Annotated in this window: 13 protein-coding genes and 1 pseudogene; 3 read left to right on the forward strand and 11 right to left on the reverse strand. The window is 74.5% G+C overall.

What is annotated here, in order from left to right; all coding sequences use genetic code 11:
- The first annotated feature begins 23 nt into the window (after positions 1-23).
- Entirely contained in the window at positions 24-1,400 is a 1,377-nt protein-coding gene (locus FHR36_RS35055; protein ID WP_253804032.1) for a helix-turn-helix domain-containing protein, read from the forward strand.
- A gap of 74 nt (positions 1,401-1,474) precedes the next feature.
- On the opposite strand, the gene FHR36_RS35060 is transcribed toward FHR36_RS35055, so the two are convergent.
- The 6 genes from FHR36_RS35060 to FHR36_RS35085 all read right to left on the reverse strand — a co-directional run bounded on the left by FHR36_RS35060 (position 1,475) and on the right by FHR36_RS35085 (position 6,757).
- Positions 1,475-2,824, reverse strand: coding sequence for an NAD(P)/FAD-dependent oxidoreductase (locus tag FHR36_RS35060; RefSeq protein ID WP_253804034.1), 1,350 nt, complete (start codon positions 2,822-2,824; stop codon positions 1,475-1,477).
- A gap of 93 nt (positions 2,825-2,917) precedes the next feature.
- Positions 2,918-3,574: a class I SAM-dependent methyltransferase gene (locus FHR36_RS35065; protein ID WP_253804036.1), complete on the reverse strand. Its 657-nt coding sequence runs from the start codon at positions 3,572-3,574 to the stop codon at positions 2,918-2,920.
- A 118-nt stretch (positions 3,575-3,692) separates the two neighbouring features.
- Positions 3,693-4,517 carry an SDR family oxidoreductase gene (locus tag FHR36_RS35070; protein ID WP_253804038.1) on the reverse strand — a complete coding sequence of 275 codons (825 nt, stop codon included), beginning with the start codon at positions 4,515-4,517 and terminating at the stop codon, positions 3,693-3,695.
- Between the two features lie 144 nt (positions 4,518-4,661).
- On the reverse strand, positions 4,662-5,591 hold the full coding sequence (locus FHR36_RS35075; RefSeq protein ID WP_253804040.1) for an aminoglycoside phosphotransferase family protein: 930 nt from the start codon (positions 5,589-5,591) through the stop codon (positions 4,662-4,664).
- 202 nt (positions 5,592-5,793) lie between these two features.
- Positions 5,794-6,150 carry a hypothetical protein gene (locus FHR36_RS35080; RefSeq protein WP_253804042.1) on the reverse strand — a complete coding sequence of 119 codons (357 nt, stop codon included), beginning with the start codon at positions 6,148-6,150 and terminating at the stop codon, positions 5,794-5,796.
- Between the two features lie 34 nt (positions 6,151-6,184).
- Entirely contained in the window at positions 6,185-6,757 is a 573-nt protein-coding gene (locus tag FHR36_RS35085; RefSeq protein WP_253804045.1) for a TetR/AcrR family transcriptional regulator, read from the reverse strand.
- A gap of 72 nt (positions 6,758-6,829) precedes the next feature.
- On the opposite strand from FHR36_RS35085, the gene FHR36_RS35090 reads away from it, so the two are divergent.
- On the forward strand, positions 6,830-8,029 hold the full coding sequence (locus FHR36_RS35090) for an FAD-dependent monooxygenase (RefSeq protein ID WP_253804047.1): 1,200 nt from the start codon (positions 6,830-6,832) through the stop codon (positions 8,027-8,029).
- Positions 8,030-8,116: 87 nt separating this feature from the next.
- Here FHR36_RS35090 and FHR36_RS35095 read toward each other — a convergent pair whose 3' ends face one another.
- The 4 genes and pseudogenes from FHR36_RS35095 to FHR36_RS35110 form a co-directional block, all read right to left on the reverse strand.
- Positions 8,117-8,641: a WD40 repeat domain-containing protein gene (locus tag FHR36_RS35095; RefSeq protein ID WP_253804049.1), complete on the reverse strand. Its 525-nt coding sequence runs from the start codon at positions 8,639-8,641 to the stop codon at positions 8,117-8,119.
- 32 nt (positions 8,642-8,673) lie between these two features.
- A pseudogene (locus tag FHR36_RS35100) lies at positions 8,674-9,090 on the reverse strand (protein kinase domain-containing protein); the annotation flags it as partial.
- Between the two features lie 104 nt (positions 9,091-9,194).
- A complete protein-coding gene (locus FHR36_RS35105) occupies positions 9,195-9,821 on the reverse strand; it encodes an SMI1/KNR4 family protein (protein ID WP_253804050.1) in 627 nt (208 codons plus the stop codon).
- Between the two features lie 41 nt (positions 9,822-9,862).
- The gene (locus tag FHR36_RS35110) at positions 9,863-11,011 is read right to left on the reverse strand and encodes an erythromycin esterase family protein (RefSeq protein ID WP_253804051.1); all 1,149 of its coding nucleotides are present in this window, start codon (positions 11,009-11,011) and stop codon (positions 9,863-9,865) included.
- Between the two features lie 82 nt (positions 11,012-11,093).
- Here FHR36_RS35110 and FHR36_RS35115 point away from each other — a divergent pair, with 82 nt between their 5' ends.
- Positions 11,094-11,873: a TioE family transcriptional regulator gene (locus tag FHR36_RS35115; protein ID WP_253804053.1), complete on the forward strand. Its 780-nt coding sequence runs from the start codon at positions 11,094-11,096 to the stop codon at positions 11,871-11,873.
- A 76-nt stretch (positions 11,874-11,949) separates the two neighbouring features.
- Here FHR36_RS35115 and FHR36_RS35120 read toward each other — a convergent pair whose 3' ends face one another.
- Positions 11,950-12,858 carry a lytic polysaccharide monooxygenase auxiliary activity family 9 protein gene (locus FHR36_RS35120; RefSeq protein ID WP_253804055.1) on the reverse strand — a complete coding sequence of 303 codons (909 nt, stop codon included), beginning with the start codon at positions 12,856-12,858 and terminating at the stop codon, positions 11,950-11,952.
- Positions 12,859-12,960 lie beyond the last annotated feature (102 nt).

Raw genomic sequence — 12,960 nt, forward strand, 5'->3', positions numbered from 1 at the left:
GAACGGACCACGAAGGGGCGGCCATGACCGAGGAACACCCGACCGCCACCATCGGGCAGCGCATCCAACACCTCAGACACGAGCGCGGATTGACCCAACGCGCTCTCGCCGAACCCGCCTACACCGCCGCCTACGTCTCCACCCTCGAAGCCGGCCGCGCCAAGCCCTCCGACGCCGCCCTGCGACACATCGCCGAACGCCTCGGCGTCACCTACGACGAACTCACCACCGGACGACCCGCCCAGCTCGCCGCCGAACTCAAACTCGCCCTCGCCGACGCCCAAGGTGTCCTCGCCACCGGCGACATCGGCGACGCCGCCCGCCGCTTCACCGACGTCCTGAACCGGGCCGAACAGGCCGACCTCACCGACATCCGGCCCGCCGCCCACCTCGGACTCGGCGAATGCGCCCTCGAAGCCGGCCGACTCGCGGACGCCGCCCGGCACTTCGAGACCGCCGAGGCACAGCTCGCCGACCAGCCGCTGCCCCGCCGCGCCGCCGCCGTCCGCGGCCGGGCCGTCACCCACCTGCTCGCCGGTGAACTCCGCTACGCCTGCTACCTGCTGGAAAGCACCATCGACCAGCTCAACGCCACCGGCCTGCACGACCCCGACGCCCTGCTGCTCCTCTACTCGGCCGTCATCGGCCCCTACATGGACATGGGCGCCCACGCCCGCGCCGCGCAGGCCGCCGAACTCGCCCTCGCCCTCGCCCCCGGCGCCACCGACCCCGCCCTCGTCGCCCACCTCCACCGCAGCGTCGCCCGTACCCTGATCGCCGAAGGCCGCACCGCCGAAGCCGACGCCTCACTCGCCAAGGCCCAGGAGCTCTACCAGCACCTGCGACTCGCCTGCGACCTGGCCAAATGCCACTGGATGCGCGGCTACGTCCACGCCCAGGCCGGCGACCTCACCGGCGCCGAACGCGAACTGCGCACCGCACGCCAGATGCTGGCCACCCGCCAGGCCGAACTCTTCACCCACCAGGTCGACGTGGAACTCGCCGACGTCCTGCGAAGGCTCGGCCGCCACCGCGACGCCGAACACCTGCTCACCGCACTGCTCGACCGGACCGGACCCGACCTCGGCGCCGTCCACGCGGCCGGTGCGCACCGGCTGCTCGGGCTGCTGGCCGAGGAGCAGGAGGGCACCGGCACCGCCGAGGAACACTACGTCCGGGCCCTCTCGCTGCTCGAACGGGCCGGGGCCGCCGGCGACCTGGCCGACCTGTGCCGCCTGCTCGGCGACCTCTACCGCCGCACCGGCCGCACCGAACTCGCCCTCGACGTCTACCGCACCGGCCTCGGCCACCGCGCCGCCCCCGGCACCACCACCCTCGGCCCCGCCCCGGCCGCACCGCCGTACCCCGCCGGCCGGGCCGGCGGCTCGGTGCACCGGTAGCGGGCGACGGGCGGGTCTCGGCAGTCGAGGCCGAAGTCGAGGCCGAAGTCGGGCCGGGGTCGGCGACGGTCCGGTCAGGAGACCGCTGCGGTGCGGACCGGACGCAGGACCCGGCGGAGCATCGCCGGGGAGAGCAGCTCCTGCGGCGGCGCCTGCAGGTGGGCGACGCGCAGGAAGGTCAGCGCCACCTGTGGATCGTCCACGGCGACCCGGTTGACCCGGGCCACGTACCGGTTGAGCAGCCGGACCCGGGCCGTGCGGCGACCCTCGACCGACGGGAAGCGCAGGTCGCCGCCGACGGACATGTCCCAGGCCACGTCCGTGATCCGGGCCGCCCGGCGGAAGAACCGCTTCGCCAGGTCCGGTCCGGCGCCCTCGGCCAGGCTGTCGCGCAGGGCGAGCGCCTCGCACGCGGCCACCGTCATCCCCTGGCCGTACGTCGGATTGAACTGGCAGATGGCGTCCCCGATCACCAGGTAGCCCTCCGGGAAGCGGTTCAGCCGCTCGTACCGGCGGCGGATCGAGGCCGGGATCCGCATCAGCGTCGGCGGGCCCAGCGGCTCCCAGCGCTCCAGCAGCCCGTGCAGGTCCGGCACCGGCAGGCGGCCCGCGAAACCGAGGTACGTCGCCGGATCGCTCGGCGGCGCCTCGCCGTCCATCGAGAACAGCGTCACCAGCCAGCGGTCCCCCTCCCCGCTCAGCGCGACCCCGCCGCGCGGCACCTCCGCCGTCGCGGCGATCAGGTACGCGTCCGCGTCGGCGTCCCCGGGCTGCCGCCGGTAGTCCCGCGAGGCGTACACCAGGCCCGAGTCGATCCGCTCCTCGGCCGGCGCGGCGAAGCCCATCGCCTTCAGCCACACCGGCCCGCGGTTGCCCCGGCCGGTCGCGTCCACCACCAGCTCGGCCGGCAGCGACTGCGGCTGGGACGCGCCGTGCCGCAGCACCTGCACCCCCGCCACCCGGGTGGTGCTCCCCGCCGCCAGCACCGGCTCCAGCACCTCACAGCGGTCCTCGATCGTCACGCCCGGCAGCGCCGCCACCTGCGAGCGCAGGTAGTGCTCCAACTCCGGGCGGCTCACCAGCAGACACGCCAGGTCCGAGGCCGTCGGGCTGAGCCGGCGGCCCTCGCTGAACCACTTCACGTCCGCATTTGCGTCCCGCACCAGCGCACCCCGGGCCACCAGGTCGTCCGCCAGCCCCGGGAACAACTCATGCAGCACCGCGAAGCCGCGGGCCAGCAGTCCGTGCGCATGCCGGCTCTGCGGCACCCCGCGCCGCGGCCCGGCCTCGGCCGGCAACGCGTCCCGGTCCAGGACCGTCACCCGCGCGAAGCTCTCCGTCAGCACCCGCGCCGCGAGCAGCCCCGCGATGCCCGCACCCACCACCACCGCATGCCGTGCGCCGCCGCCGTCTTCACCGCTCATGGACACACTCCCTCCCATTGTCCCGACTCCACCTTGGCTTACCCGAATTGACGCTCGATTGACCCGCAGGTCGGGACAGTGGGGTGCGGCGGGTCAGCGGTGGGCGATCAGGGCGTAGCGTTCGTCGGGGACGGGGCCGCCCCAGAGGGTGGGGTCGGTGGTGAGGGGTTCGATGCGGACGTGGGGGAGGAGGGGGCGGACAGCCGCTGCCAGGGTGGTGGCGGTGACGCCGCCGTTCCAGGGGAGGCGGTCGGCGCCCGGGACGTACGGGGTGGCCGCGGCGGCGGACTCGCGCCAGCGGCCCTCGACCAGGACGAGCCGGCCGCCGGGGCGGAGCCGGTCGACCCAGGCGCGGAGCGCGGCGGTGGGGTCGGGCAGCGTCCAGACCAGGTGACGGGCGAGGACCACGTCGAAGGACCGGTCGCCGGTGGGCGGTTCGCCGCCGTCGCCGACCAGGAAGTCGGCGGGCAGGCCGGCGGACGCCAGCTTGCGGCGGGCGTGCTCGACCATCTGCGGGGCGAGGTCGACACCGGTCACGCGGTGCCCGGACTCGGCGAGCAGGAGTGAGAGCGAGCCGGTGCCGCAGCCCACGTCGAGCACGTCGGCCGGGGCGGGCGGCAGCCACGCGTCGAGCAGTCGTGACCAGGCGGCGCGGGTGGGTGCGGCCCGGAGGCCGTGGTCGGGTTCCTGGTCGAAGGTGGTGGCGGCGGCGTCCCAGTAGGCGGCGATGGCGTTCGATTGGTCGCTCATGGGGGTCATGGGGGTCATGGTGTCACCGGCCACTGACAGTCCGTGGGGGTGATGGATCACGGGTGCGCGTGGGGTGGTGGTCGGGGGACGAGCCGCGGCACCACCCCACGTCCGGACGTCAGAGCTCGCCGGTCAGCGCCCGGGCCGCGGCCAACTCCTCGCGGGCGGCCTGCTCCACGGCCTCCAGGAACTCGAACGAGCTCGGGCCGATCGGCACCCGGAGCGGAAGCGCCCCAGCGGTGGAGACCAGCCGCAGCACCCCGGCCGCGAAGTCCGCCGGCCGGCCCATCCCCGGCGTTTCCTCCATCGCCCGCAGCGCCCCCAGCATGTCGTCGGCCGGGCCCGCGTACGCGGACAGCCGCACCGCCGACGGCGCGACCGTCGTCCCGTACCGGGTGGCGTACCCGCCCGGCTCCAGCACCGTCACCCGGATCCCGTGCGGGGCGACCTCCGCCGCCAGCGCCTGACTCATCCCCTCCAGCGCGAACTTGCCGGTGCCGTACGCCGCCAGACCTGGGAAGGACATCCGGCCGGCCAGCGAGGAGACGTTCACGATGTGCCCCGAGCCCTGGGCGCGCATCAGTGGCAGCACCAGCCGCACCAGCCGCCACGGGCCGACCACCAGCGTCTCCAACTGGTCGCGCAGTTCGTTGTCGGAGACCTCCTCGACCGCGCCGAAGATCCCGTTGCCCGCGTTGTTCACCAGCACGTCGATCCCGCCGAGCCGGTCCGCCGTGGTGGCCACCGCCTCCGCGCACTGCTCGGCGTCGCGGACGTCCAGCGCGAGCGGGGTGATCCGGTCCGGCCAGCGCCGCACCAGCTCCTCCAGCGCGGCCGGCTTTCGGGCCGTCGCCGCCACGAAGTCCCCCGCCTCGGCCGCGGCCGACGCCAGGGCCAGGCCGAGCCCCGACGAGCAGCCGGTCACCAGCCATCGACGTGCCATGGTTCCCCCCTCGATTCGATGTGCGCGCCCACGCTCCCATTCCCGCCGGTCGCCCCGCGACACCCGTCCAGGGGCGTACGGGAGCGCGCCGGCGCACCCGGTGCGCGCCGTGCGCTGCCATGCTGGTGGGGGAGCGGGGGGCGACTACCCGAGGGTCAGGAGACCGGCCAGGTGGTCGGCGAACTGCGTGATCAGGTCCAGCTGCGGCCCGCCGCGGGCGAGCCGGAACCCGTGTCGGCGGCCCCAGAACGAGGCCTGGACCGCGTGGAACTGGGCCCAGCGGCGGGTGCGTTCACGATCCAGACCGGCAGCCTCGGCGTACACGTCGAGGGTGCGGCGGACGGCGGCGGCCAGGTCGTCGGCGGCGAGCAGGGCGAACGCCCGCGACTTCAGCAGGGTGCCCGCGTCGTAGGCCGGATCGCCCGCCAGGCCCTTGGGATCGACCGCCAGCCACGGCTCCCGGTCCGCGCTCAGCACATTGCGAGCATGGAGGTCGCCGTGCACGACGGTGTCCGGCTGCGCGCGGCCCAGCTCGGCGACGGTGGCCAGGGCGGCATCCACCACGTACGGTGTCAGACTGTGCGTCAGTTCGGACGCGTCCGTGCGCAGTTGGTGTTCCCAGACGTCGGCCTGCCCGCTCAACCGCGGAAGCCCGGGTGGCGCGGGCACCGCCAGACGGCGACTGAGCCGACCCGCGACCGTCAACAGCTCGTCGCCGTCCACCACCTCCGCCAGCGTGGTCGGGAGGGCCCGCTCCAGCAGCATCGCGTACCGCTCGTCGTCCCGCTCGTACAGCAGGACGGCGCCGCGCCCGCCCCACGCCGCGAATGCATCCGGCTCGTGGACGTTGCCCGGATGCGGGAACGACACCTTCAGCACGGCCTCCTCCCCGGTACGGCGACGCACCGGGACGATCAGCCCCACCCCGCCGTGGGTCACCGCGCCGTCCGGCACGCAGTCCCAGCGTCCCAGCAACTCCTCGACGATCCCCGGCAACTCGGCCAACCACGCCGCGCCGCCGTCCCCCTCGCGCTCGACGGTGGTCCGCACGAACGCCTCCGGTATCCCGACCATCCGGGCACCCTACCCCTGCGCGGCGGCCTAGGCCGGGCTCACGGGGCCGGCCGTGTGGCCGAGTCGGCGTCGATGCCCCGACTCCGCAGCCGCGCCCGGACCCGGTCCCATCGCTCGGCCGGAAGCGTCCACCCGATCACCGATCCGGTGTCGCTCGCGGCGAAGGACACGTCCGATCCGGCCGGGCCCCAGATCTCCGCAGCTATGGTGAGCGCGGCACGAGGGTGACGAACCATGCGCGCTGCCGCTTCTCCGCCAGGTCCAGGCCGACGGCGGTCTCGCCCTCCCTGGCCCCCGTCGCCTCGGCGATCGCGGTGAGGGCGGCCCGGGCCTCCGGCGGCCAGGGGACGTCGGAGATCAGATCCACGCCGACCGAATCCGCCCCGGGGGCCACCTCCCGGACCACCTCCTCGACCACCGCCCGCCGCGTCTCAGGGGCGACCCCGTCGAGCAGGAGCAGGTCGAGCACGACCGGTCGTTCGGCGGGCATGGGGCGGTCTCCGGTCTGGGCGGTGGCTTCGGCGCGGGTGGTGGGGCGGCCGAGTGTCGCGGCGGTCACGGACGGCTCTGGCGGCAGGACCTCGCGCTGAACTCTATCGAGGCTCCGGGGGGTGGAGGGCGGCGGTGACGAGGGGGATGACGTCGTCGGGGGAGATGGTGCCGCCGTTGATCAGGCGGTCGAAGAGGAGGCCGTCGACGCAGGTGAGCAGGGTGATGGTGCGGCCTTCCGGGTCGGTGACGCCGTGTGCGGCGAGGAAGGCCTCGACGGCGCTGCGGGCGGCGTTCGCGCGGGGTACCAGGATTTCGCGGAGCTCGGGGTGGTGGACGCTCTCGAGGGCGCACGCATAGCGGGCGAGGGAGCGGCGGCGTCCTTCGCCGGTCAGTCGCTGGTGGGTGAAGGCGGCGAGTCCGGCGGCGAGTTGGTCGGTGTCGCGGATGGTGGGGGTGTGGGCGCCGGCGGTCCTGATCTCGGCCTGGTCCAGGTCGACCAGGCGGCGGACGAGGGCGGTGAGGAGGGCGTGGCGGGTGCGGTAGTAGGCGGAGGTGGTGCCGGTCGGCAGGTTCGCGGCGCGGTCGACCGCGCGGTGGGTGAGGCCTCGCATTCCGGTGTCGGCGAGCACGGAGATGGCCGCGTCGGCGAGGGCGGTGCGTCGGTCGGTGGGCATACCCCTTTCTACACCTGTAGAGGGAGGGGCTACGCTTCCTTCTACACCTGTAGAAGAGCGGGAGGGTCCGACATGGGCGGCACTGCGGTGGTGGTCGGTGGGGGCATCGGTGGGCTGGCCGCGGCGATCGGTCTGCGCCGGATCGGCTGGGAGGTGACGGTCGCCGAACGCGCCGCCGTCCTCGACGATGCGGGCGCGGCCATCTCGCTGCACGCCAACGGCCTGCGCGCGCTCGACGTGCTCGGCGTCGGCACGGCGGTGCGGGCGGCGGCGCGGCCCCAGTACACCGGGGGCACCCGGGTGCCGGGCGGCGGCTGGCTGGCCCGGATGGACGGCGCTGTGCTGAGGCGGGAGTTGGGCACGCCGATCGTCGGCATCCCCCGGGCCGAACTGCACCGCCTGCTGCGGGCCGCGCTGCCGCCCGAGTGCCTGCTGGTCGGGGCAGAGGTGAGCGCCGTCGACCGGTTGCAGCCGGGGCGGGTGCGAGTGGTGCTGGGCGGTGAACTCCGTTCGGCGGACCTGGTGGTGGCTGCGGACGGTGTCCGCAGCCGACTGCGCGCAGGGCTGTTCCCGGAGCACCCCGGGCCGGTCTACAGCGGATCGACGGTGCTGCGCGCGATCACCGAGCGGCCGATCGACTCCGATTCCGGCTCCGAGTCGGACTTCGAACTGACCTGGGGCCGGGGCGCCGAGTTCGGCCACATCCTGCTGGCCGACGGCCGGGCAGAGTGGCATGCCGTGCTCAACTCGCCGGCCGGGGTGCGGTATCCGGACCCGCTCGCCGAGCTGCGCCGCCGGTTCGGGACGTGGCACGAGCCGATCCCCGCCCTGCTGGCCGCCACCCGGCCCGAGGATGTGCTGCACCACGACATCCACGAACTGGTCACCCCACTGGCGGCGTTCACCGCCGACCGGGTCGTCCTGCTCGGCGACGCCGCCCACGCGATGACCCCGAACCTGGGCCAGGGTGCCTGCCAGGCACTGGAGGACGCCGCCGTGCTGGCCGCCGCCCTCGCCGCCGGACCCACCGTCGAGGCAGCATTGGCCCGTTACGACGCCGAGCGCCGCCCGCGCAGCCAGTCGGTGGCCAGGGCTGCCCGTCAGGCCGGCCGGATGGGCCAGCAGCTCGCCAACCCGGTGGCCGTGGCCCTGCGCAACGCTGGTCTGCGGCTGGCCCCGTCGGGTGTGACCGTCAGTGCGATCCTGCGCCACGCCGCCTGGGAGCCGGCGCCGCTGGACCGCGCGGCGGCCGAGCTGCCAGGGTCGGTCTGACAACTCCCGCAAAGGGCGGCTGCCGGAGCGCGTACGAGCGGGCGGCGTGCAGGCGCCGCGACAACGGGACTCACGTGACAACGGGACTCATGGGCGCAGCCGCCAGAGTTGGAGCGGGCTCTCGGCGGTACCGGTGGAGCCGATCATGGCCAGGGTGCGGCCGTCCGGGCTGAGGGCGGCGGTGCCCCGTTCGAAGCCGGGCAGGGAGGCCACTTCGGTGTCGTGGTCGAGCTCCCAGACGTGGGCCCGGTGGTCCGCGCCGCCCTCGATGAGCAGGGTCCCGCCGTCGGCGCTCATCGCCCGGGGCACCCCGAACAGGGGTCGGTGGGTGAGGTCCAGGCCGGTGGAGACCTGTAGGCGGTGCAGCACACCGCCCCCGTCGACCGCGACGACGTAGGACTCGTCCGAGCTGAACGCCAGAAAGCCGACGTAGTCGGTGAACCCGGTGATGGTGAGCAGCGCGCGGCGGGCCGGTACGTCCCAGAGCCGGACCGTGGCGTCGCGACTGCCGCTGGCCAGCATGCTGCCGTCCGGGCTGAAGGCCAGCGCGGTCACCATCATCCCGTGCCCGGTGAAGGTGGCCAGCTCGGCGCCGGTGACCGGATCGAACACGTGGACGGTGCCGTCGGCGGAGCCGATGGCCATACGTTCGACGGCTTCAGATCCCGGTGCACCACTCCCGCCGCATGGATCGCCGCGAGCGCCTCGGCCAACCCCGCGGCCAGCGAGTGCAGCCGGTCCGCGGCCAGCGGCGCGGCCTCCCGCAGCGAACCGCCCGCCACGTAGGCCGTGGCCAGCCAGGGCGGCGAACCGTCCGGATCGGCGTCCACGACCTGCGCGGTGTGGAACCCGCCCACCCGCCGGGCGGCCGCCACCTCGGCGCGGAACCGTTCCCGGAACTCGGGCTGCGCGGCCAGCTCGGCCCGGATCGTCTTCACCGCGACCGCCCGCCCGGCGGCCGTGCGGGCCAGGTAGACGACGCCCATGCCGCCTTCCCCGAGCCGCCCCAGCACCTCGTAGGGCCCTACTCGCCCCGGATCCCCCACCTCCGACTCGCGCATTGCCACCCTCTCTGAGTCCGCCCAAGGGGGGAGTCTAGGGAGATAGTTGACGACCTGTATGCCGGTATGAAGATCCTCTGGCCGGCGGTGTGGGTGATGATCGGTCAGGCGAGGTCCCAGTCCAGGCACTGGTACCGGACGGCGGGGGCCCAGCCGGTGTCGGTGAAGGCGCGGCCCGCCTCCAGCGCGTCGGCGACCGCGGCGAGGTATGCGGCGAGGGAGGGCCAGCGGTCGGGCTCGGGGGCCTCGGCCTCGGCGTGGCACCCGACCCGGCCGTACCCCGGGCCGGGGGTGCAGTCGGCGAACAATCCGTACAGGCCGTCCGGGTCGGAGCCCGCGAAGGCGAGGTGGCGTCGGCCGGGCTCGTCCTCGTCCCCGTGGGACGCGGGCCCGCCGACCCACTGCGCCAGCTTCGCGAGCGGGCCGATGCCGCCGTTCGGGAGGAGGTAGCCGCTGGGGTCGGTCTCCGGGTCCCAGGGCTCGGCCGGATCAGGTCGGCGGGTCTGCCACTCGAAGTCGTCGGCGGGCCCGGTGCCGTTGTGGAGCAGGTAGAACGCGCGCAGGTCGGGCGGCAGTCGGAGCCCGAACGCGCGCTCGGTGGCGAGGAGTTCCTGCTCGGTGGCCGGTGCCGGCAGCCGCCGGTGGCTGCGCGGGGCGTGCCGGGCGAGCCACTGCTCGATCCGTCCCCACGCGGCCACCGTCTGCTCGATCCGGAGCTGGTCGTCGGTCATGCCGGTCACCCTACGGCCGGGCGCCGACAGGCCGGGACGGGTCAGCCCGCGGGCACGGCCGCGGGGTCCGTGATGTGCAGGACCGCGTCGACCGCGGTGAGGGTGGCGGGTTCGAGCGGGAAGTAGCCCTGGCGAGGGATGGTGTCGGTGCGGGTCCGGCCGGGCGGGACGGCGGCGGCCAAGGTGAGGTGCCAGGGGGCGGACCGGTCCTGGAGCAGGAACTCGTGGGTGCCGGGCGCGGGTTCGCCGAGGCCGAGGGCCGGGCTGCTGCCGAGGCTTCCGGCGATGACGGTGCAGTGCTCGCCGAGCAGCGGTCCGAGGATGGCGCCGGCACAGGACCAGTCGGCGGTCAGCTCCGCGGAGCTCCAGTTGCTGGCGGACCGCTGGAGGTGGAGGTTGTGGGCGAAGACCAGGGTCGGGCCGCGGCGGGCCTCGATCTCCCGGATCTCCAGGAGGTTGCGGGCCATCAGGGTGTCCCGGACGGCGAGCAGGCCGGTGATCCGCGCGCTCGGTTCGAGCGGCTGGGACGCCTGGCGGTGGTAGCGCAGCAGGCCGAGGCCGGCGGTGAGGTGGGTCCTGGTCCGGTACCAGGCGTCGCGGGAGGTGGCGGCGATCCGTTCCGGCGCCCGCTGGTGGAGCAGGTTGAGCAGGTCATCGGCGATCACGCGCAGCCGGTCGGCCTCCGCGGTGTCGCCGATCGAGGCGGCCGCGTCGAGGATGGCCTCGGGCTGGTCCCAGCGCTCGTCCGCCCCGGCGAGGGCCGCGATGTCCAGGTCGAGGCCGAGGTAGTCGCGGGCGTGTTCGAGGTAGCGGCGCGGGCTCGGGGCGGTGGTGTTCTCGGTCGGGGCGTCGAAGCCGTGGAAGGCCAGGCGTTCGGCCGGCGGGCGGGTGCGGTTGTACGCGCGCATCCACGCGACCAGCCGCCGGTTGTGGTCGAGGTCGCCGAAGTCGTGGGTGAAGCCCTCGCGCAGCACGGTGTCGAGGGAGCCGGCGCCGCCGCGGACGTAGTCGTCCACGGCGAGTGCGGCGATCCGGTCGGTCTCCAGGGCGATCGACCGGAAGCCGAGCTCGGCCAGCCGGGGGAGGAGTGCGTTGCGGACGTAGCCGAAGGCCGGTTCCTGGTGGGTGGGTTCGCCGAGGGCGAGAAGTTCGCACGACGGGGTCACGAAGTCGCGAATGTCCTGAGTCATGAGCCTCAAGCGTATCCGTGATGACTCGGTTGAGACTTTGGAGCACTGCGGGCGCGTGGAAGCGCGGTAAAGTCTCAAACCCGTGAAACCCCTTCGACCGGCCGACCTCGCGCGCGAGCACGGCATCTCGACCCAGGCGGTCCGCAACTACGAGCGGGACGGGTTCCTTCCGCCCGCTGGCCGGACCGCCAGTGGCTACCGGATCTACACCGAGCGGCACGCGGCGGCGCTGCGCGCGTACCTGGCGCTGGTCCCGGCGTACGGGTACCCGGCCGCGGGACGGATCATGGCCGCGGTCAACCGCGGCGAGGCCGACGAGGCGCTGGCGGAGATCGACCGCGGGCACGCCCGGCTGCTGCGCGACCGCGACACCCTGGCATCGGTCCGGAGCGCCGTCGAGCACCTCACCGACGGCGATCCGGCGATCGATCCGGCGATCGATCCGGCGATCGATCCGGCGATCGAGTCGGCGATCGAGTCGGCGATCGAACGGGCCGGGGCCGCCGGGCGGTGGACGGTCGGGGAGGTGGCGCACCGGCTCGGGGTCACCCCGGCGACGCTGCGCGCCTGGGAGGCGGCGGGCATCCTCGGGCCCGAGCGCGACCCGGCGACCGGGTACCGGGTCTACCGGGCGGCCGACCTGCGCGACGCCGAACTCGCCCATCTGCTGCGGCGCGGCGGCTACCCGTTGGAGCAGATCGCGAGCGTGGTGCGGCAGATCCGTGCGGCCGGCGGCACCGAGCGGCTGTCGAGCGCGCTGGCGCAGTGGCGGCAGCGGCTGACGGCGCAGGGCCTGGCCATGCTGGACGCGGCGGCCCGGCTGGGTGAGCTGCTGAGCCTGCCGGGCGCTGCCGAGGGCTGAACGGCCGCCAGTCGTACGGTGACCGGAGCGACCGGGCCCGCCCGGAGGTCGGGGGCGGCGGGCCCGGACGGGCGGGTCAGGCCGGGACGGTGGTGCGGACCCGGCGGTAGAGGAAGACGCCGGAGGTGGTGGCGGACAGCAGCGACACGCCGACCAGGCCGAGCAGCGCGGCCGAGGTGTCCGTCCCGCCGGACGGCGTGGTGTACGCGGCCGGGCTGAGCGCCAGCGGCTCGGCGGCACCGGCACCGGCGGCGGCGCCGTGGTCGTGGTAGCTGACGGTGGACTTGGAGGCGTCGGCGGCCAGTTGCTGCTCGCTGGGGGTGCCCGGCGCGGAGAGCGGGGCGGCGGCCGCGGCGCCGCCGAAGTCCACGTCGGAGCAGCCGTAGAACGCCTCGGGGCTGTCGGTGCGCTGCCACAGCAGGTAGATCAGCTGGCGGCCGGTGCGCTGGGGCAGGGTGCCGGTGAAGGTGTAGTAGCCGTTGGTGGCGGTGCGGCCGGTGGCGTACTGGGCGACCGGGTGGGAGAGGTCGAGGTCGGACCACTTGAGCGGCTGGGTGGGGTTGTAGCCGCTGTTGGTGATGTAGAGGGTCATGACGCCCTGGTGGGGCGCGGTGACCCGGAAGTTGAAGGTGTTGCTGCCCGCGGTGACGCCGGTGGCCGGCCAGTCGGTGCGGGCCATGTCGAGCGCCTTGTACTTGTCGCGGTTGGCCGAGCAGAGCTTCCCGTCGGGGATGATCTGCCGGCTCTGGCCGTTGGCGTTGGCCTGGTTGACCTCGTTCCAGTCGTACAGCGGCTGGGTGCCGCTCATCGCGACCAGGTCCTTGCAGACCTGGGACTGGGGGTGCTCGGGGCCCTCGGCGTAGCAGGCCGCGATGCGGCTGGTCGGGCCGTACAGGGCGCCGTGGGCGCCGGCGGTGCCGGTGCTCGCGACCAGGGCGGCGGCGGTGACGGCGCCGGCGGCGAGCAGTCTGCGCTTCCAGGGCATGGGGGTTTCCTCCTGAGGAAGGTCGGGCCCGGGGTGTGGGGGTGGCCGAGGGCATGCCGCAGGGCGGGCACGCGTCCCGGACGGCCCGGCGCCGGCCCGGCG

Source organism: Kitasatospora cinereorecta (assembly GCF_024172095.1).
Taxonomy (GTDB): Bacteria; Actinomycetota; Actinomycetes; order Streptomycetales; family Streptomycetaceae; genus Kitasatospora; species Kitasatospora cinereorecta.

What these genes read in the sequence shown, in the direction of transcription:
- FHR36_RS35055 (WP_253804032.1), top strand. Translation starts at nt 24, where the DNA reads ATGACCGAGGAACACCCGACCGCCACCATCGGGCAGCGCATCCAACAC.
- FHR36_RS35060 (WP_253804034.1), bottom strand. Translation starts at nt 2,824, where the DNA reads ATGAGCGGTGAAGACGGCGGCGGCGCACGGCATGCGGTGGTGGTGGGT.
- FHR36_RS35065 (WP_253804036.1), bottom strand. Translation starts at nt 3,574, where the DNA reads ATGAGCGACCAATCGAACGCCATCGCCGCCTACTGGGACGCCGCCGCC.
- FHR36_RS35070 (WP_253804038.1), bottom strand. Translation starts at nt 4,517, where the DNA reads ATGGCACGTCGATGGCTGGTGACCGGCTGCTCGTCGGGGCTCGGCCTG.
- FHR36_RS35075 (WP_253804040.1), bottom strand. Translation starts at nt 5,591, where the DNA reads ATGGTCGGGATACCGGAGGCGTTCGTGCGGACCACCGTCGAGCGCGAG.
- FHR36_RS35085 (WP_253804045.1), bottom strand. Translation starts at nt 6,757, where the DNA reads ATGCCCACCGACCGACGCACCGCCCTCGCCGACGCGGCCATCTCCGTG.
- FHR36_RS35090 (WP_253804047.1), top strand. Translation starts at nt 6,830, where the DNA reads ATGGGCGGCACTGCGGTGGTGGTCGGTGGGGGCATCGGTGGGCTGGCC.
- FHR36_RS35105 (WP_253804050.1), bottom strand. Translation starts at nt 9,821, where the DNA reads ATGACCGACGACCAGCTCCGGATCGAGCAGACGGTGGCCGCGTGGGGA.
- FHR36_RS35110 (WP_253804051.1), bottom strand. Translation starts at nt 11,011, where the DNA reads ATGACTCAGGACATTCGCGACTTCGTGACCCCGTCGTGCGAACTTCTC.
- FHR36_RS35120 (WP_253804055.1), bottom strand. Translation starts at nt 12,858, where the DNA reads ATGCCCTGGAAGCGCAGACTGCTCGCCGCCGGCGCCGTCACCGCCGCC.